Raw genomic sequence first — 18,222 nt, 5'->3', positions numbered from 1 at the left:
ATATGATTTTAATTCCAGCAAGATTGGCTTCTACGCGTTTTCCAAGAAAATTATTAGCAGATACTGGGGGTTTGCCTATGGTGGTGCGCACGGCGCGCAACGCCCAAGCTGTCGATGAAGTCGTGGTAGCGTGCGCTGAACAAGAGCTTGTAAATTTATGCACAGATTTTGGTCTAAAAGCCGTGCTCACAGACCCTAACCACCCCAGTGGCACAGATCGTTGTGCCCAAGCCTGCCAAATCCTTAAACTACCTCTACACACTCCCGTGCTTAATCTCCAAGCCGATGAGCCTTTTTTAGAACCTGAAATCATCGCCCTCTTGCTTGATGAGGCGCAAAGCACGGAATTTATACACACCTGTATTAAAGTGATCTCTGAGGAAGAAGCGCGCTCTAATGCGGTGGTAAAGGTGGTGCTTGGGAAAAAACACGCGCTCTATTTTTCTCGCTCTATTATCCCTTGTGATCGCGATCAAATAGGGCGGACTCTTTATGGACATATTGGTATTTATGGTTTTCAGGCCGCTACCTTGCTAGAGTTTTGCGCCCTGCCTAAAAGCCCCCTAGAGGAGATCGAAAAACTAGAACAATTACGCGCACTCTACCACCATAAGCCCATTGGGACAAGTTTAGTAGAGACCTCTAGCATCGGCATAGACACCCCAGAGGATTTAGCCCTAGCTTTAAAGCGATGTTAGCCACGCATAGGGTTTTACAAGCCCAAATAGAGGTTTTTAAGCCCTATTTAGAGAGGGGGATTAGCGAATTACTCAGCAATCAAGAAAAAGAAATTTGGCTTTATTATTTAGATGGTAGGCGCGCTTGTGTGCACGATGAGGTCTTAGACAAGGCGTTTTTACTGCGTTTTTGTGAGCAACTTGCCACTTACTACCGCCTGCATTTTGATGACGCGCACCCCACCTTGCACGCCTCCCTGCCCGCTACGCGTTGTCGTGTGAGTGTAAGTCATTTTAGTATCACAACTAACAACCAAATCGCCTTGAATATCCGCGTGCCCAGCGCGCAGATTTTTCCTTTAGAGGCTTTTAAAATGCCTTGTGGATACACCCACCAAGATTTAAAAGAAATGGTGCAAAGCGGGCAGAATATTTTAATTAGCGGGGGGACGGCTAGTGGTAAAACAAGTCTTCTTAACGCGCTTTTGGCGTGTATCCCTGAGCAAACGCGGGTGGTGAGTGTGGAGGATAGTCAAGAGCTCCATTTGGATCGCTTTAAAAATGCAGTGGGTTTGCTAGTGAGCAAGAATGAAGAGAATCTTAGCTACACGGACGCGCTCAATATGGCGGTGCGCATGCGCCCCGATCGCCTCATGGTAGGAGAAATAGACACCCGCAACACGCTTTTATTTTTGCGTTTTGGCAACACAGGGCATAGAGGAATGCTCACAACCTTGCATGCTAATAGTGTTGAGGATGTGCTAGAGGCTATCGCGCTTAACCTTGAGATGGGCGCGCGCTCCTCTCTGCCCTTCGAGGTGGTGGAGAGGTTTTTCAAAAGCGCGATCAATATTCTTATCCATGTGCACAGAGAAAATAACACCCATGCAATCCAAACTATTATCAAATCTTAGGGCGGCTACACCACAGAGCAACGAGCCAAAGATAAGCGTCCATATAGAGATTATAGGGCAGAGCGCTAGGGTGTATAAAGTTAAAGATTAGAATTAGGACAAAGAGCGTGCCTAGGATTTTATGGACATAAAAGGCTAGCAGGGCCCAAAAGCCAAGAGTTAAGGGGGAAGTGTAAATAAAATCTAGGGGCAAGATACCCAAAGTGTTTAAAAAGACAAGCAATCCAAAGAGGGCTAAAAAACGCGCGCTTGAGGGGGGCAGGGGGTCTAGGTGAAGTTGTTTTGCCAAACATGCCCAAAGTGTGAGCAATAGAGTTAGCAGACTCAAAGGTCCAAAAAACCCTATAAGCAACATCGCTAAATTAAGATCGCTTCCATTCAAAAGGCGCAAAAACGGGATTTTCCAAAGCAAGAGCCCACCCACTAGCAAGGCTTGAAAGAGGGCGTATCGGCGCGCTTTCACCCACACGCAAGCCCCAAAGACAAAGGTCAATACCAAATAAGGGGGCAGTAAATCCACTAGAGCGCTTTGAGCAAGGCTTGATTGAGGGTAAGGTGCATGATTGTGCGCCTGTGCCTGGTGTAGACAAGATGAATTGTATCTTGCAGGACAAGCACGCTAGGATAACTCACCTCGCCCTCTAAACTTTGATCCAAGATAGCAAGGGGATCAAAATAGCTTGATCTCTTAGAAGTGGGAGCAAAGCGTGCAAGACGCAAAGAGCTACGGCTAGAGGAGGCATTAGGGAGTGGGGCATTATAAACAAGGTAAGTCTCATGATTGGCGTTGAAGAGGGCGAGCGCATCGTCATAATTGTGCAGATTGCTAGGAATGGGAGGATTCCAATGCAATAGGTCTTTGCAAGTTTGGGTGTAGAGATGAGTGTCTTTAGAGCTTCTAAAAGCCATCAGTGCGCATTGTTGGTAGGGGACTAGAGTAGGTTGGAGTTGGGAGGTTAGATGATTGGGCTTGATCACTCTTTGTAAACGCGCCTTAGAGTCAAATTTGAGCAAGAGGGGAAATTTTGTGGCTAATTCGTGATAGATGGGCAGAATAAACCCCCCGTCCTCTGTAGGCAGTGGAGCATTGCGCACAAGATGGCTAATATTGAGCAGGGGGCTTAAAGAGAGGGTGGAGATAAAATGCAGATGGGGTTTTTGGGTTAAAAGAGAAGGGAGATCGGCTTGCAGGGTGTAAATCCTAGAAGTCGCCCACCCTCCTAGACTTACCCCTACCACAAAAAGATAGACTTTATGATCGAGGATAGCCAAAACTGGGTTTCCTAGTGTTTCGATATAAGATTTTGAAAGCGTGCTCAACTGCGTGGGCGAAAGAAGTTTAAAGGCTGGACTCCAAACTTTGGTTTTTGGGTCGTAAAGATTGCCATAAATACACACATCAGGTAGACCCTCTTCGCTTCCTCCAAAATACACCACCAATAAATGCCCACTGGGGAGCGCGCCCAAATTTGCAGAATGCACGCTTTGCACAGGGGGGGGTGGGATGGGCTGTTTTTTAAAAAGATCAAGTGGGTGGGCAAAACCGGGCAAAGCAAACAGACAGATTAAAAAAAGGGCAAGAAAGGCACTACGCATCAACGCGCCATTTGAGGGGAAAATGAGGCACGAGGAGTTCGGGGATTTGTGGGGCGGAAGTGGGAATTTTGCTAAGAGTGATGGATTTTTGAGGCAAAGTTACACGCTTGGGTAAGTTATAGATACGCAAGGCGTTATCGCTAATAAAAGCTTGGAGTTTATCTAGGGCATGGTGCGCATCAAAGAGGGTTGTGAGGGCTTCAAGCAAAATGGGGGCGCTAAAAACCCCTGCCGCACAAGCGCATGCATGTTTATTCTCTATAGAATGGGGCGCGCTATCCGATCCAAAACACACTTTAGGGTGCGCCTTTAAAGCGAGGTCTAAAAGTGTGGCTTGGTCATGGGGAGTTTTTAAAAGAGGTTTGCAAAAGAGATGAGGATTGAGCGCGCCCCCTACAAGATCATCAAGGCTGTAGCTGATATGTTGCAAAGTTAAGGTTGCATAAAGATTGGGATATGTGTCTAAAAGTGCTCTACTGCGCGCATCGCTCATGTGTTCTAAAATGATGGTGAGTCTGGGAAAACGCTTGGCTAAGGTGTGCAAAATGGGATGAAACTCCACTTCGCGCTCTAGCACAAACCCGCCACTCTCGGCGTGCACGCAGAGAATAAAACCCAATTCCTCAGCGATGCTAAGAATTTTTAACATCGAGGGGCTTAGGATATTTGCTACACCGCTAGAGGAATTTGTGGTGGCGTTTTTGGGGTAAAGTTTTAGCAAAAATAAACCATGCGCATGCGCTTTTTTTAATTCGTTTTCGCTCAAACTCTCTTGTAAATAGAGGGCAACAAAGGGGGTAAAATTGTGGCTTAGACCTTGAATTTCTTGGGCATATTCTAGGGCTAAGGTAGTATTTGTGATAGGAGTTGTGAGGTTGGGCATCACCACAGCACCGCTAAAGCATTTGGCACTAAAGGGCAATACCTGTTTGAGCAAATCCCCCTCTCTAAGGTGCAAATGCATGTCTAGGGGGTTGTGTAGCGTGATCATCTGTAGATAAAGTAGCGCACGCGGATACGAATTAGGGTGGTGGTGGTGGGGCGCGGGTAATCTTTATAGGCAATGGTGATGGTCTTAATGGTGTTGTCATCCAAAAGTTTATACCCGGAGGGCATGATGATCTTTAAACCGGTGATGTCGCCATTGGGGTGGAGGTAAAACTCCACCGCATCGATACCATCTTGTCCTAGATACCCGGCCGCACTGGGATACTCAAGGTATTTTTGGGTAATGCGCCCAATTTCGCTCAAATTGCTTTTAATGAAATCTTTTTCCGCTGTGCCTAAATCTCCAAATTCCTCCCCGTAGAGATCATCAATATCTTTACGCGTTTGGCTATCTAAACCTTTATCATGTTCATAGCTACGCGTAGCGCGGGCATTTTGTTGTGGCACTGGGGGCGGAGTTTGCTCAGAGGGCAAGAAAGAAAGATTGTTGGGGTTAAAATCATCTTGGGCGGGTTTGGCAGTGGAGAGGGGTCTATGTTTTGGTTTAGAGGCTACAGGTGCTGGAGTGTGGGGAGCGGGTTTGGGTTCGGGTTTAGGAACTTGGGGGGCTGGAGCAGGAGGGTTTGGTTTATGAGGAGCTTGTTCGACTTTTTTAAGGGCTTTATGACCATCTTGTGCGACTTCTTGGTGGTGTGGGGTTGGTATTGGTTTGGGTTCAGGGCGTGGGCGTTCCACATGCCTTTCCACAGGTTCAGGGCGAGGCCGCTCAATCTGATGCCTCTCTCTATGGTGATGTGGTCTTGATCTATGCCGTTCCCTGCGCACAACGCGCCTTTCTGGACTAGAGTTGGGGTTTGTAAGGGGGGCTGCTCTTGAGGGTTTGAGCGCGCCTTGTGTGTGTTTGGTGGGGTCTAGCGATCGCCCTCTTTTGAGCACTAAGAGATTGCTCGGATTGAGCTTCACAAGTTTGGGTTTTTGAAAAAGCTTGTGCCCATAATCAACCAACAACCAAATTAAAAGGTGTAAGAGACAAGAAATAAGTAGGGAAATATAAAAATTACGCGTGGAACGCCGGTTGATTAACTCCCTATCCAAGGCTAAAGCACGATTAGACACGCGTGCCCTTGAGTTTGGAATGGCGCAAGCGTTCTTTTGTTTCTTCCACTAAATCTTCCTTAAGGCGATTGGAGTCTTTTTTAAGCGAAAAGTCCAGATCGATTTTATCTAAGACCACGCTTTGATTAGCATTGAGCAAGATCAAGTAAAGTTGGTTGCGCACTTCGATAGTTACAAGCTTATGGGTGGCATCTAAGGGTTTGACAAAAGTTACGCTGGGCTCTAAACCTACTTTGGGGAAAAGGAATTGGTGCGCACTTTTTCTTCTGATTAAAAAAAGAATCAATAACAAAACTCCAATCACAGCCCCCACTTTCCACACATAATCCCATGGAAGAAGGTTTTTAAGAAAATCTTCTTTCTTTGCAGGAGATGCTTTGGAAACCTGCTTGTTTTCAGGAGTGAGTAAAGGGGTAAACTCTAAGCGCAGAAAAGTTTTATCTTGTGAAAGTTTAGCCTGGACACCAAAAAGTAGCGGACTTTTGGGCACGATAAAAAGGGTGTTGTTTTTATGAAAAATATCCAAAGATTGTAAGACGCTTGTATTAAAGCGTTCAGATTTTGGGACAAAAGGGGCGATGTCATGCAAAGTGATGACTTGATCGGGAGCGATTTTAGGGGTTTGTCGTAAGGGGTTCTTAAAGAGAAGATCTAGAGCAACTCCGGGAGGTTCTTGGTTGGAGAGTGGAGTGGCTTGCACACGCTCAAGAGAATTTTGGGCATAACAAAAAGCGCACAAAGCAAAGAATATTACAAGATAGCTAGGGATGGATCGCCACATTCTGAGGTAACTACATGTCCTTAGCAATGTAATAGACAATGGCATTGGAATCCAAAACCTCGTTGAGGCGGATCGCAAGATTTTTTTCATAGACCATCACCTCGCCCTTACCAATCACGCGCCCATTGACAAAAGTATCCACACTCTCCCCGGCAGGCTTTTGTAAATCGATCACCGATCCGCGCTCAAAACGCAAAACCTCACCTAGCGGGATAGAAGTTGAGCCCAACTCAGCCATGAAAGTTACTTCCATATCTAACAGACCCTTATAGTCTTCAATCAATTCTTCTAGGTAAGTTGTAAGCTCGATCTCTCTAGGATTTAGAGTCGGTTGCTTTTTGATTTTAGGATTAACGGGCGTAAGAATATTTAGGGTTGGGTTAGATTGGATATTCACACCCTGTGTTTCTTTATTGCCTTGTTGATCCATGTTTGCCCTTAAGTCTTTGAGATTATTATACTAGATTTTGTCTTATGCGTGCAGAGATCCCCTAAAAAGCAATTTTCACACAGAGGCTTGAGCGCTTTACAGGTATAACGCCCAAAGAGAATCAATGCGTGGTGGAGTTGTGCGAGATCGCTCTCAAAAAGCGCGCTCAAGTCTTTTTCTGTTTGCAGAGGGGTTTTGGCTTGGCTTAGCCCCAAGCGGTGGGCGACCCTAAAGACATGGGTATCTACCGCCAAATAATTTTGGCCAAAGCACACGGAGAGCACGACATTAGCGCTTTTTTGCCCCACGCCCGGGAGGCTTTTAAGTTCTGCTTGTGTGCTAGGGATCACGCCTTTAAAACGCGAGCAGACCTCTTGGGCCATTTTGATAAGGTGTTTGGCCTTATTGTTGGGGTAGGAAATGCTTTTGATACACTCTTTAAGTGTGGTTAAATCAGCCCGCGCCAAGCTGTCAACATTTGGATAGAGTGCAAAGAGGGCGGGGGTAGTGGCGTTCACACGCGCGTCTGTGCATTGGGCCGAGAGAATGACGGCGACTAAAAGTTGGTAGGTGTTGTCATAGTGCAACTCTGTGCTAGGGTTGCCAAAATGCTCCACAAGGCGGGCTTTGATGTGTTGGGCTTTAGTTTTCATAGCGGAGACACATGGAGTAAAGCGGCTTCATGGGAGCGCAGAGCGATTTGGGCGTTATCAATACAGATACTAAAGGTGGCGCGGCGCAAAGAATGTTGTAAAAGCGTAAATTCCACACCCGGGCGAATCCCAAAGGATAAGAAGCGATCTTTTAGCGCAGTGTCTGCGCCTTGAATTTCAAGGATTGTGTAGCGATGGTCTTTCTGGCAATCTAGCAGAGTCATGGTCGGCGAGTCCTTTTTTAATTTCATCGACAATAATATCAATGGGAGTAAAAATACGGCGTAAAATCTTAAAAGGAGCTTGAGCGATGTCTTTGGCTAGAGTAACTTTAATGGCGGGGTTGTCTAGCGTCTTGCTCACATGAACATGGGTAGAAATCTTGCCACTTCCACCCAAAATAAGATAATTGAGAATGGGGATTTTGTTGATCACATTGCTAAATCCCTTGATGGTAGAAATATCTAAGGAGAGATCTGTTTTTTTATTGGACAGTTCTATGATTCCATTGCCATCCACATCTAAAGTGGTGCCTGAGAGTTGGATATGTTCTAGTCCTAGATAGTCCGAACTCACGCCAAAGAGCACACGGCCTTTAGAAATCTCATAACCATGCGCGCCCAAGCGGGGGTTTCTAAAAACAATGAGGGAAGGGATTGTATTGATCACATTGACAATGTTTTGCAAAACTTTGAAGTTCTTAATCACGGTATTTTGCATGCGTAATTCTCCATTAAACACCTGATTGCGATAAACCCCTGTTAGACCATAAAGTCCGCCTCCAATAAGATTTTGAGAGGTAACCCTTTGGAGAGCAAAATTGAGATAATCCCCGCTAAAATTGCGCGCACGCACAATCACATCTCCATGCACAATGTCCGCGCTCAACATCGCATGGTGGTAGTTTCCATCAATCATGGTGCGATCATCACGCACAACAAGACGAATATTGTTCAAAACTAAAGGGAAGGATTTGAGCGTGAGGGTGGTGTTATTCGCGCTGATAATGGTAGATATGGGTTGGATATTGTGCAACTTCTCATAATGTTGTTTGGCACGGATAAATGCGCTCTCGTTGCGGATTTGGGCTTTGGTGGGGCGTGTGGCACTTGGAGTGAGCATGTCTTTAATGAAGGGAATCTTGGCGTTTAAAAATTCATCGACATTAAAGTTTAGATCGCTGAAGAAGAAGATCTGTTGTTTGCCTTGAATGCGCCCCATAATCGCCCCATCATCGCTAAAAATCTCTAACCCCTCAGGTTTGAAAGTGCCTAAAAAAGAGATGTTGTTCAGCCGTCTACCATCGTGGTGGTAGAGGGGGAAGGGTTGTTGCACAATGCCTGTAAATTTCACATTTTTTAAATCCGGACTGCTCAAGTGCAGAGTGCCCTTTTTAATACCATAGTAACGCAGGATGGGAGAGATGCCAAAGAGTTTGCGAAAATCCTTAAGCTCCAAAGTGTAAAGCCCGTTTTTTAGTTTTCCGGCTACGCCTAGATTTCTTAAATCAAATCCCAACTCTTGGGGTTTAGAAAAATCTAGCTTAAATTCTAGGGTGGGTAGATTGCTAGCATGGGCATAGATCACATCCTTACTAAAAACCTCTTGGTTTTGCGCCTTAATGCTGGCTAGAATGTGTTTTTCTAGGACTTGTTTTCCTTGCGCGACAATATTAGGAAGGTGTGCGGCATTGATGGGATCGGGCAGAGTTTTAGGTAGAGTTCTTGAGGGGCTAAAAGATTGCATATTGATCGCGTTATTGGTGTTGATTTGGATTTTATGCACGCCAAAATTCCCTTTAAGTTGTTTGGCTACAAAATCTAGCATGAGATTAGCGTCCATATCAGCCATATTATGGTAGCGCGTGTGGGAGGTGGCAATGGAGAGGCGTTTGTGTTCCGGATTAATGTCTAGGACAATATTGGCCTGTTTGGTGTAAAGGGGGGTGTCATAGAGGAGAAAAGAGCCCTCGCCAACCTCTATACTGCCCTGTATGGAAAATAAAGAACGCTTATTGGGGAGAAATTGCACGCCCAAGAGAAGATCAGCGCTCAAAGGCGCGTTCATTTTTGCTACAGGTAGAGGGATATTATAGGCTTGCAGAATTTTTTTAACGCTTTGGAAAGAACGGCTAGGGGTGGCTTTGATGTCTGCGCTCAAAGAAGACCCCTTGCCAAGATGATCGATGCGCACACTAGAGTTATCCAAAGGCATGGTTTCATAAATAGCGTTTTTAGGCTCAATGATGAGGGAACGATTTTTAAGCTCTAAGATAACTTCCTTAGCATTGATGGGGGAGAGTTTTTCTTGGAAACGCACATGGGCATTTTTTACGATGGCTTGTGCGCTGATTTTATCTAAGAGTGTCTTGGCCATATTTTTATCTTTGAGGTTTAAGGTGGCTTTGGCAACGCTGACTTTAACACTGGAGAAATCGATATTATCAAAAAGCCAAGCCTGCACCACTGGGTGGCTACCTTCAGGGAAATAAGGTTTAAGAAAATCCAAATGGTGGATTTCATTGGTGCTCAATTTGAGAATCAAAGTATTAAAATCCGTCAAACCCTGCGCATGCGCGATTAAGTTGGATTTTCTTAGATTGGCAACATCATTAAGAGGGGAGAGATCTAGGTCAAAGCTAAGTTGTTTGGTGTGAAGATTATAATGCGCCTGCCCTTGAGCGCGCGCATGAAAAAGAGTTGAGGTGGCTTGAAGGAGTTTGAGAGAAAGATTTTTGCGATCTTGGAGTAAAAATTTAGCTTGAATGCCCGGAAAGTTTAACTCATAAGTTTTACCATCAAAGAGAATATGGGCCTTAGTTTTGGCATTAAAAACAATCTCTTGGATACTGAGTTTTTGAAAATAAGAGAGAATCCACAAACTATAGCGCACGCCCTGAATGATGGTATTGAGACTTGGAGGGGTTTTTTTAGGATCTTTTTTTAACACCTCTCTTAAATCAAGCTGTCCTATTTCTAGCACGAGTTTATTATCAAGTTTTAGATAGAATTTTTCAATGTGCAATTTTCCTAATTGCAAGGAAGAGATGAGGATGCCATTTTTGAAAATCGCAAATATGCCCCATAATAAAGCACCTAACACGGCGCATAAAATCACCGGAAAGCGCATTCTTTTAGAGATAGCTTTGATCATTTGGCTTTCGTTTTTGTTTTATTTGAGTATACCCATAAAAACACATGACACGCTTTACATTCCAAGCGGTTCGTTGCGCCATGTGGCCCAAAGTTTGGAGGGTGAACTCAATGGCTTAGATTTGTGGATTTTGCGCACAATGGGGACTTTAGGGCTATGGAAAACCCCTAAGAGTGGCTATATTGCCATTCCTATTAATGCCAATCAAGAGATTAGCAAGGGGGACTTTTTATATGCCCTAACCCTCTCTAAGAAAATTTACAAAAACACCACCCTTATTCCGGGTGAAACGCTTTATTTTTTTATGAAGAATCTTGCAACTACTTTTAAATTAGCAGAAGCAGACCTCTATAAAGCCTACGAATCTAAAGCGTCTTACAAAGAGGCTGCAATCATTCCAGACACTTACCGCTTTGCTTTAGGTATCTCGGCAAATGCGTTGGTAGATTATTTACTCAAGCACACAGCCAAGCAGTATGAAAAATGGAGTTTGGAGTTTTTAGGGCACTACAACAAAAAAGAATGGGAGAAAAATCTCATTGTAGCTTCTATTGTGCAAAAAGAGGCAGCTAATACCCAAGAAATGCCTATTATCGCCGGCGTGATTTATAACCGCTTGGAAAAAGACATGCCCTTGCAAATGGACGGAAGCTTAAATTATGGAAAATTTTCCCACACAAAGGTTACCCGTGCGCGCATCCTTGAGGATAATAGTTCTTATAATACCTATAAGCATAAGGGTTTGCCCGATGCGCCTGTGGGCAGTGTAAGCTTACAAGCCATTAAGGCGGCGATTTTTCCGGCCAAGACTTCTTTTTTATACTTTGTGAAAAATAAAGATGGGGTGCATGTATTTAGCCAACACTACAGCGAGCATGTTCGACACATCCATGAATAAAATTTCTTGAAAATATGGAGGCTTATGAAGTTTTTTATATAAACTACATTATTATTACGCGCATCAAAATGAGATAAGGACAGCCAATATGTTGGGCCTCAGAAATCATGAGTTTCCTTCCACCCCCCCCCCCCCCAACGGAGTTAGCCTTGAACAAGTTAAGCAGACCCTCTTTTTCTCTAGGTAAACAAGTTATCGTCCTGTGGATGTTAACTATTGTTGTAACAGTGGTGACCCTTTTTATGTTTGTGCACAATAATCAAACTTCTATTAAGCAAATCAATGAAATTGTCAGTACGGATTTTAGAGAGATGCTAAGAGAGAGGCTCAAACTTGCAGTAAATTCTTTGAATCATAGTCTCTCATATGCCATTGAACATATCCCCCACGAAGAAGATAAAAAACGCGTGATTAATGCGATGCTGCGCAAATTTCGTTTTGAAAAAGACAACTCCGGTTACTTCTTTGCTTATGATAAATATCATGTCATTTACACAAGCCAAGCCACACACTACCCTATGGGCACGAATTTAAAAGATCTGCAAAGTAAAAATGGTGTTCTTTTTATCCAAGAACTTTACAAGGTCGCTATGAGTGGCGGAGGTTTTGTCCGCTATATTTTTCCAAAGCCTTCAGCCAGTGGAGAAATGCGCGATGCTGAAAAAGTTTCTTATGCAGAGGAGATTAAGGGCATGCCCGGTTGGTGGATTGGTGCGGGAGTGTATACCGATAATATTACTGCGCGCACGCAAATCATTGTAGACAATATTAATCAAAAACTCACCAACACATTTCATATCTATATCATCATTGTTTTGCTTTTCTTGCTTTTTGTTGTGATTCCTGCATACTATTTCTTTTATCGCACCCTTACTGGCAATATTAAAGCACTTGATGGGGGATTAAAAGATTTTTTCTCTTTCGTGAGCTACAAAAAACAAGGTGTTCCCAATCCTATTCAATCTCACTCAAAATGCGAATTAGGGCAAATGGCGCGCGCCTTGAATAGTAGCATTCAAGAAACTGTAGCGCATTTGCAATCCGATCAAAAGCTTTCACAAGAAGTGCTGAATGCGCTTGATGGAGCGCGTACAGGAGATTTTACACAAAATATCCACACCCAAACCACCAATCCTCAACTTCAATATTTAGGAAACAATTTCAATGCCTTTTTGGTAGCGCTCAAATCTATTTTTTATAATATTTCAAGCACCATGCAAACTTACTCTAAAAATGATTTTAGAATTGGTATGGATACAGCGAACCTGCGAGGGGGATTTTTAGAATTAGCCAACAATATCAACACTCTAAGAACAAGTATTGTGAGCTCATTGCGGAACTCTTTGAATTTTGCCAACGCGCTTACCCAAGAAACCCACGCTCTAAATGAGACAACACATGCCATGGACAATGCTTCTAAACAGCAGACACACTCTTTGGAACAGACTACTCAGGCTCTTGAACAGATTACAAGGGTAACCCAAAGTGTTCATGCCAAAAATCGAGAGGTTATTGAGCAATCTGAAGGGATTCAAAGAATTGTGCTTACCATCACTGAAATCGCCGATCAAATTAGTTTGCTAGCCCTCAATGCAACCATTGAAGCAGCTAGAGCGGGAGAACATGGGCGTGGGTTCGCGGTAGTGGCCGATGAAGTGCGCCAACTGGCCGAGCGCACACAAAAATCTCTAGGAGAAATTGAAACAAACACGCAGGCCCTCACCCAATCTATTAATGATGCAACCAGTGCAATAGAAGAACAAACACAGAGTATTGCACAAATCAATGTGGCTATGGAAGAGCTAGAACAAACAGTGGCACACAACGCCCAGATTGCAGCCACTTCTTCAACCATTAGTGAGAATGTGCAACGCATCGCTAAAAATATTTTAGAAGAGGCCAACAACAAGAAGTTTTAAAATGAGTTTATGATCTCTACATTATCCTAAGATTAGTAGATAAAAAGAGAGATTTTAGTTTTACAGGAGGAGAGCATGAAAGAGGCACCGGAATCTAAAAAACCTGTAGATTCGCCTGAGAATCCAGTAGAACAACGGGCTACGATGGAGAAACTTCCAGAACCCCCCCGGATAATGTGATCCGCATTGAAACTCAGGATGGAAGCGGAGATTATATAGAGATTGTCTTTGATCGACCCGTAGAGGAGATTAGGAAAGAAATAGAGGAAGAAAAACGCCAAAAAAGCTTGTGGTATAAAATCAAGCGCATTTTTAAGAAAGATTAACAAGGAAGCTCTATGAATTTAATCCCAGAAATTGTTGCGATGCAAGAGGAATTTATAGCCATCCGCCACCAAATCCACCGACACCCCGAATTGGGTTTTAAAGAAGTCCAAACTTCTCAGTTAGTGGCTGACAAATTGAGAGAATTTGGCTATGAAGTGCATACGGGGGTGGGTAAAACCGGCGTAGTAGGGGTGCTCAAGAAGGGCGATTCTGCTAAGAAAATTGGTTTACGCGCGGATATGGACGCTCTGCCTATCCAAGAGGATAGTGGGCTAGATTATCAAAGCCAAACCCCACAGCGCATGCACGCCTGCGGGCATGATGGGCATAGCGCGTCTTTGCTACTGGCAGCCAAATACCTAGCCACTCAAGATTTTAAGGGCACTTTGCATTTGTATTTTCAACCCGCTGAGGAAAATTTAGGCGGTGCAAAAGCCATGATTGAAGAGGGTTTGCTAGAAAAGTTTGATAGCGATTTGATCTTTGGATGGCATAACATGCCCTTAGGGAGTGATAAAAAGTTTTATCTTAAATCGGGCGCGATGATGGCCAGCTCAGACGCTTACACCCTAGAGATTAAGGCTCAGGGTGGGCACGCTAGCGCGCCGGAGAAAACCAAAGATCCGATTTTAGTGGCCTCTTTGTTAGTGTTGGCATTGCAAGGCATTATATCTAGGAATGTGGACCCGCAAAATAGCGCGGTGGTGAGTGTAGGGGCTTTGAATGCGGGGAGTGCGCATAATATTATCCCCGATCGCGCTGTGTTGCTAGTGAGCGTGCGGGCGTTAGATTCTTTGACACGGGAGCTAGTCGCCAAGCGTATTCAAGAAATTTGTCAGGGTGTGGCTTTGGCACAAGGAGTGGAAATTAACATCACGCACGAGTTTGCTACCCCTATCACAAATAATCACTCTGAAGCCACCGCCCTAGCCCAAGAAGTCGCCCTAGATATTTTTGGGGCGCAAGATTGTTGTTTTGATCATAAACCTGCAATGGGAAGTGAGGACTTTGGCTATTTTTGCGAGCGCAGGAAGTGCGCCTACGCTTTTTTTGAGAACGAAACCACTCACTACATCCACACTTCTAACTATGTCTTTAATGATGCCCTTTTAGCCCGTGCGGCAAGTTATTATGCGGGTTTGGTGCTCAAGTATTTGGGTTAGCTTTTAGGGCTTGCAATACTTAAGGAAATTCTTAAAGCAGATTAGGGCTAAATAAGGGATTATTATAAAAATATGGCAATTAATATATGGTGTTTTTTTGGCATTTTTGTAGGTAAAAAATAGGGGGATAATCTTTGTAGGTATTGACGCATAATAGGGCTATCTGGGCTGTTTTTTGGGGGTTTTGGAGACTAGAAAAACACACCTGTATCGAGCGGTGTTTTGGCTAAATTTTATTTTTTCTTTTTTGAATTTTTTTAAGAAATTTAAGAAAAAAATTAATGTATTTATCTTAAAATCTTGCCTCAGAGATTCATCTCCATTTTCACTAAATAAAGGTTTTTCGATGGCTTTTTTATCTAAGAGCTTGGCTTCTGTAGCTACCATGAGCCTTTTTAGCACGCTTGCTTTATCTACCTTATCGGCTGAAAGGAATGCCGCTTATCTTGGAGCAGGCTTCCAATGGTCGCGTATGGAAACTAAGGAATATCTCAAACAAAATAATGTGGTTGATTACAACACACATTATTCTAGCGACATGTGGGGCTTTAATATTAGAGCGGGCTACAAGCAATTTTTTGGCCAATCTAAACGCATCGGCTTGCGCTACTATGCCAATTTTGCCTATAACGCTGTGGGGCGTATGTCTGGCACGGGCACGCTTGCTAGCGTTAATTACGGGGCTGGCATGGATTTTCTTTGGGACTTTTTTGTCCCCAAAGACAATAGCTATGCGTTGGGGTTTTTTGTAGGCTTCCAGTTAATTGGCAATAGCTGGGTAGGTTCTGTGATGAACGGAGGAGATGGAGCAAACGGTCATATTGTTGGGAAAAATGATCTTGTTTCAGGAGGTTGTTCAATCGTGGAAGGCAATCCAAGTGATAGTGGTAGTGGTTCTTCGGGGCAAGCTCGTACAAAAACTACAATGGCAACGGGTTGTTTACCAAAACAACTTCAAGGCAAAGACTACCACCAAAGCTATTTCCAGCTTCCCATTAATTTTGGCTTTAGGGCAAACTTTTCTGATAAACAAAGTCTTGAGTTTGGCGCGCTTGTTCCGGTTATCCCCATGTATTATTACCAAAAGACTTCAGGCAATGATAAAGTTTCTCTCTACTACCACCGCAACGCCTCTCTTTATATTAACTATGTCTTTGATTTCTAAGCATATAAACTCCTAGCACACTCCCCAAACACACGCCCAACCCCACTAAGTAGGGGATGGGCTCAAAGACCCTAAAGTGGGTCAAACTTAGCAGGCCTGCCAAAAAGAGAGCATAAGCTCCTATCTTGCTCCAACTAAAGTTAACTTCTAGCCCTAACATAAATTTAGAGGTTGCTTTTTCTTTAGCTTGTTTCAAAGTATTTTTGAGTTTTTGATAGCCTGCTAGCAAAATTAACAAGAAGCCTATAAAGCCGACTTCAAAGTTGAGCGCGCCCAACAATCCCCAAAAATAGCCCACTGCTCCCACATCCACTACATTGCATAATATCACGAGCAGAGCGCACTTAAAGCTACACATCTTGTTGGTGATACTTGGGGTCTTGAGCTAGAGTGTCTAAATCTTTTTTAGCCTTTTTGTAGGCTTTGTACACATTTAAAATAGCCCCCCCCACTCCCCAAAACACGCCTAACCAAAACAACCAAGCGACTCCGGTGAGTTTTTTGAGCCCATAGCCGATCCCAATTCCAATCAAAACGGCCACTACAATAGAAATCCCCAAGCTTAAAACACTCGCTCCCTCCACAAGGCGTTTAAAACGGGGTTCAGATTCCATGCGCGATTTCAGAAAAACTCTCTTGGGCTTTCTGCAAACAGGCATCGATAATATCCACATGCATGGGCGCACAAATAAAGCCCGTTTCAAAGGCTGAGGGAGCTAAATACACGCCTCTTTGGAGCATTTTTTGGTGCAAGCGCGCATAAAGATCTGTTTTGGAATTTTTAGCCCCTTGAAAGTCCTGCACTTCTTGTTCGCTAAAAAAGAAACCAAACATGCTCCCTCTCACACAGCCTTGCAGAGCAATCCCATGAGAAGCTGCAATCTTTACAAGTCCCTTGACAAAGCGTTGGGCCAACTCTTCAAGGCGAGAGAAAAGCTTGGGTTCTTGAGCGATCTTTTCAAGCGCAACAATGCCTGCAGCCACTGCTACAGGGTTACCGCTCAAAGTCCCGGCCTGATACACCCCCCCCACAGGGGCGAGCATTTCCATAATTTCCGCCCGACCTCCAAAACACGCTAAGGGCAATCCGCCCCCAATAACTTTACCAAAGGTAACTAGATCGGGCACTAAGCGGTGGTGAGTTTGTGAGCCATTAACCCCAGCTCTAAACCCGCTCATCACCTCATCAAAGATGAGCACAGCTTCATATTTGTTACAAAGATGCTGGAGTTCTTGCAAAAACTCAAGTTTAGCAGGCACTAGCCCCATGTTTCCGGCGATGGGTTCGATGATAACACAACCCACGCCCCCCGCCTCAAAACAGGCTTTTACGGAGTCAATGTCATTGTATTGGGCGATAAGAGTTTGATCGCTGATGGCTTTTGGCACGCCCAAAGAACTAGGCACGCCAAAGGTAGCGCACCCACTCCCTGCGTCTACAAGCAGGCTATCGCTATGCCCATGGTAGCACCCCTCAAATTTGATAATTCTATCCTTGCCACTGAAAGCGCGCGCAAGACGGATCGCGCTCATGGTTGCCTCTGTTCCACTACTCACCAAGCGCACTTTTTCTACACCCTCGTAACTCAAAACGAGTTTTTTAGCCAAAGTAGTTTCTAGTTCTGTAGGTGCGCCAAAACTCATGCCTCTTTTTAGAACTTCAATCACTCTTTCTTGAATCTGTGCATCGGCATGGCCAAAGAGCAAGGGTCCCCAACTTTGCACAAAATCGACATAGGAATTGCCGTCCACATCATAGAGAGAATACCCATCACCCTTAAAAATAAAGGGTGGTGTGCCTCCCACGCTTTTAAAAGCGCGCACAGGGGAGTTAACCCCCCCGGCGATCACTTGTTTAGCTTCGTTAAAATCATTGATACTATGCAGTAGGGCGTGGCCAAGTTGTTTTTTAGCCATATTAGTCTTTGAGACCTGCTTTAAAGGTGATGCGCACCTGAGACCAAGTAAGTTTTTCATGCTGGACTTCGCAAGCTTTGGCAAGTTTAGCAAATGCGTCTTTGAGGCCAAATTCAAGCACATCTAAAAGACCTGTCGCTGTGAGCTCGTTATTTTCGATGGTGTAAGTCATAGGCACTTTGACACTCCTGCCATTCATGCGCACTGTGGCTAAGATACTCCCCTGATTTTCGCCTTCTACAACATTTCTAAAAAAGACTTTGAGATTCTTGTCTTTAAACAAATCAAAGAAAGCTTCTTTGACATTTTTACTTTTGAGTTCATCATGCAGATTGACATGGGTTACATCAATGCTAGCACTAGCCTTGTCTAGCATGCGCACTACACTAGAGGTGTCCTTATTGAAATGGTATTGCACACCATCAAAAGTGCCTTCTACAGCCGCCTTTTTGGGGGTTTTAAAGGCAGTAAAACTCATGCTGACCTTGCTAGTATCAATAGAGGTGGCGTAAACTAAACCAGTAGCCAACAAAGCACCTAAGACAAATTTTTTCATTCAGAACTC

Annotated in this window: 20 protein-coding genes; 7 read left to right on the top strand and 13 right to left on the bottom strand. The window is 44.2% G+C overall.

Going from position 1 to position 18,222, the window contains the following annotated elements; all coding sequences use genetic code 11:
* The first annotated feature begins 2 nt into the window (after window positions 1-2).
* Window positions 3-698 (top strand): 3-deoxy-manno-octulosonate cytidylyltransferase, encoded by a 696-nt coding sequence (gene kdsB, locus HFELIS_RS00500; RefSeq protein ID WP_013468574.1) that lies wholly within the window; start codon window positions 3-5, stop codon window positions 696-698.
* Window positions 692-1,591 carry a CpaF/VirB11 family protein gene (locus HFELIS_RS00495; protein WP_013468573.1) on the top strand — a complete coding sequence of 300 codons (900 nt, stop codon included), beginning with the start codon at window positions 692-694 and terminating at the stop codon, window positions 1,589-1,591. Before kdsB ends, HFELIS_RS00495 begins: the two co-directional genes overlap by 7 nt.
* Here the strand turns inward: HFELIS_RS00495 and HFELIS_RS00490 are convergent.
* Genes HFELIS_RS00490 through HFELIS_RS00450 form a run of 9 tightly spaced genes read right to left on the bottom strand, consistent with a single transcriptional unit; the run spans window position 1,581 to window position 10,154 of the window.
* A complete protein-coding gene (locus HFELIS_RS00490; RefSeq protein WP_013468572.1) occupies window positions 1,581-2,111 on the bottom strand; it encodes a hypothetical protein in 531 nt (176 codons plus the stop codon). The two genes, HFELIS_RS00495 and HFELIS_RS00490, sit on opposite strands and share 11 nt — an antisense overlap.
* Window positions 2,111-3,187, bottom strand: coding sequence for an exo-alpha-sialidase (locus HFELIS_RS00485; RefSeq protein ID WP_013468571.1), 1,077 nt, complete (start codon window positions 3,185-3,187; stop codon window positions 2,111-2,113). The genes HFELIS_RS00490 and HFELIS_RS00485 overlap by 1 nt, the downstream gene beginning before the upstream one ends.
* Window positions 3,180-4,178, bottom strand: coding sequence for a dihydroorotase (gene pyrC / locus HFELIS_RS00480; protein WP_013468570.1), 999 nt, complete (start codon window positions 4,176-4,178; stop codon window positions 3,180-3,182). The genes HFELIS_RS00485 and pyrC overlap by 8 nt, the downstream gene beginning before the upstream one ends.
* A complete protein-coding gene (locus tag HFELIS_RS00475) occupies window positions 4,175-5,251 on the bottom strand; it encodes a TonB family protein (RefSeq protein WP_013468569.1) in 1,077 nt (358 codons plus the stop codon). The genes pyrC and HFELIS_RS00475 overlap by 4 nt, the downstream gene beginning before the upstream one ends.
* Window positions 5,244-6,032 (bottom strand): hypothetical protein, encoded by a 789-nt coding sequence (locus HFELIS_RS00470; RefSeq protein ID WP_041302668.1) that lies wholly within the window; start codon window positions 6,030-6,032, stop codon window positions 5,244-5,246. Before HFELIS_RS00470 ends, HFELIS_RS00475 begins: the two co-directional genes overlap by 8 nt.
* Before the next feature lie 10 nt (window positions 6,033-6,042).
* A complete protein-coding gene (gene fliN / locus HFELIS_RS00465) occupies window positions 6,043-6,462 on the bottom strand; it encodes a flagellar motor switch protein FliN (protein ID WP_013468567.1) in 420 nt (139 codons plus the stop codon).
* A gap of 8 nt (window positions 6,463-6,470) precedes the next feature.
* Window positions 6,471-7,115: an endonuclease III gene (gene nth, locus HFELIS_RS00460; protein WP_013468566.1), complete on the bottom strand. Its 645-nt coding sequence runs from the start codon at window positions 7,113-7,115 to the stop codon at window positions 6,471-6,473.
* Window positions 7,112-7,339 carry a FeoA family protein gene (locus HFELIS_RS00455; RefSeq protein WP_013468565.1) on the bottom strand — a complete coding sequence of 76 codons (228 nt, stop codon included), beginning with the start codon at window positions 7,337-7,339 and terminating at the stop codon, window positions 7,112-7,114. Before HFELIS_RS00455 ends, nth begins: the two co-directional genes overlap by 4 nt.
* The gene (locus HFELIS_RS00450; protein ID WP_013468564.1) at window positions 7,293-10,154 is read right to left on the bottom strand and encodes a YhdP family protein; all 2,862 of its coding nucleotides are present in this window, start codon (window positions 10,152-10,154) and stop codon (window positions 7,293-7,295) included. The genes HFELIS_RS00455 and HFELIS_RS00450 overlap by 47 nt, the downstream gene beginning before the upstream one ends.
* Window positions 10,155-10,167: 13 nt before the next feature.
* Here HFELIS_RS00450 and mltG point away from each other — a divergent pair, with 13 nt between their 5' ends.
* The 5 genes from mltG to HFELIS_RS00425 all read left to right on the top strand — a co-directional run bounded on the left by mltG (window position 10,168) and on the right by HFELIS_RS00425 (window position 15,740).
* A complete protein-coding gene (gene mltG, locus HFELIS_RS00445; protein WP_013468563.1) occupies window positions 10,168-11,166 on the top strand; it encodes an endolytic transglycosylase MltG in 999 nt (332 codons plus the stop codon).
* 227 nt (window positions 11,167-11,393) lie between these two features.
* A complete protein-coding gene (locus HFELIS_RS00440; protein ID WP_331429262.1) occupies window positions 11,394-13,085 on the top strand; it encodes a methyl-accepting chemotaxis protein in 1,692 nt (563 codons plus the stop codon).
* Window positions 13,086-13,261: 176 nt separating this feature from the next.
* The gene (locus tag HFELIS_RS09010) at window positions 13,262-13,411 is read left to right on the top strand and encodes a hypothetical protein (RefSeq protein WP_013468561.1); all 150 of its coding nucleotides are present in this window, start codon (window positions 13,262-13,264) and stop codon (window positions 13,409-13,411) included.
* A 12-nt stretch (window positions 13,412-13,423) separates the two neighbouring features.
* Window positions 13,424-14,575 (top strand): amidohydrolase, encoded by a 1,152-nt coding sequence (locus tag HFELIS_RS00435; RefSeq protein WP_013468560.1) that lies wholly within the window; start codon window positions 13,424-13,426, stop codon window positions 14,573-14,575.
* A 346-nt stretch (window positions 14,576-14,921) separates the two neighbouring features.
* On the top strand, window positions 14,922-15,740 hold the full coding sequence (locus HFELIS_RS00425; protein ID WP_013468559.1) for an outer membrane protein: 819 nt from the start codon (window positions 14,922-14,924) through the stop codon (window positions 15,738-15,740).
* On the opposite strand, the gene HFELIS_RS00420 is transcribed toward HFELIS_RS00425, so the two are convergent.
* From HFELIS_RS00420 to HFELIS_RS00405, 4 genes are read right to left on the bottom strand one after another with little or no spacing between them, the layout of a single operon-like run.
* Window positions 15,718-16,098, bottom strand: coding sequence for a hypothetical protein (locus HFELIS_RS00420; RefSeq protein WP_013468558.1), 381 nt, complete (start codon window positions 16,096-16,098; stop codon window positions 15,718-15,720). The genes HFELIS_RS00425 and HFELIS_RS00420 overlap by 23 nt on opposite strands.
* Window positions 16,091-16,354, bottom strand: a complete 264-nt coding sequence (locus HFELIS_RS00415) for an AtpZ/AtpI family protein (protein WP_013468557.1) — start codon at window positions 16,352-16,354, stop codon at window positions 16,091-16,093. Before HFELIS_RS00415 ends, HFELIS_RS00420 begins: the two co-directional genes overlap by 8 nt.
* Window positions 16,344-17,657 carry a glutamate-1-semialdehyde 2,1-aminomutase gene (hemL, locus tag HFELIS_RS00410; protein ID WP_013468556.1) on the bottom strand — a complete coding sequence of 438 codons (1,314 nt, stop codon included), beginning with the start codon at window positions 17,655-17,657 and terminating at the stop codon, window positions 16,344-16,346. Before hemL ends, HFELIS_RS00415 begins: the two co-directional genes overlap by 11 nt.
* A 1-nt stretch (window position 17,658) precedes the next feature.
* Window positions 17,659-18,213, bottom strand: coding sequence for a YceI family protein (locus HFELIS_RS00405; RefSeq protein WP_013468555.1), 555 nt, complete (start codon window positions 18,211-18,213; stop codon window positions 17,659-17,661).
* Window positions 18,214-18,222: the final 9 nt, after the last annotated feature.

Source organism: Helicobacter felis ATCC 49179, assembly GCF_000200595.1.
Taxonomy (GTDB): Bacteria; Campylobacterota; Campylobacteria; order Campylobacterales; family Helicobacteraceae; genus Helicobacter; species Helicobacter felis.
This window is presented reverse-complemented; position numbering and strand designations above follow the sequence as displayed.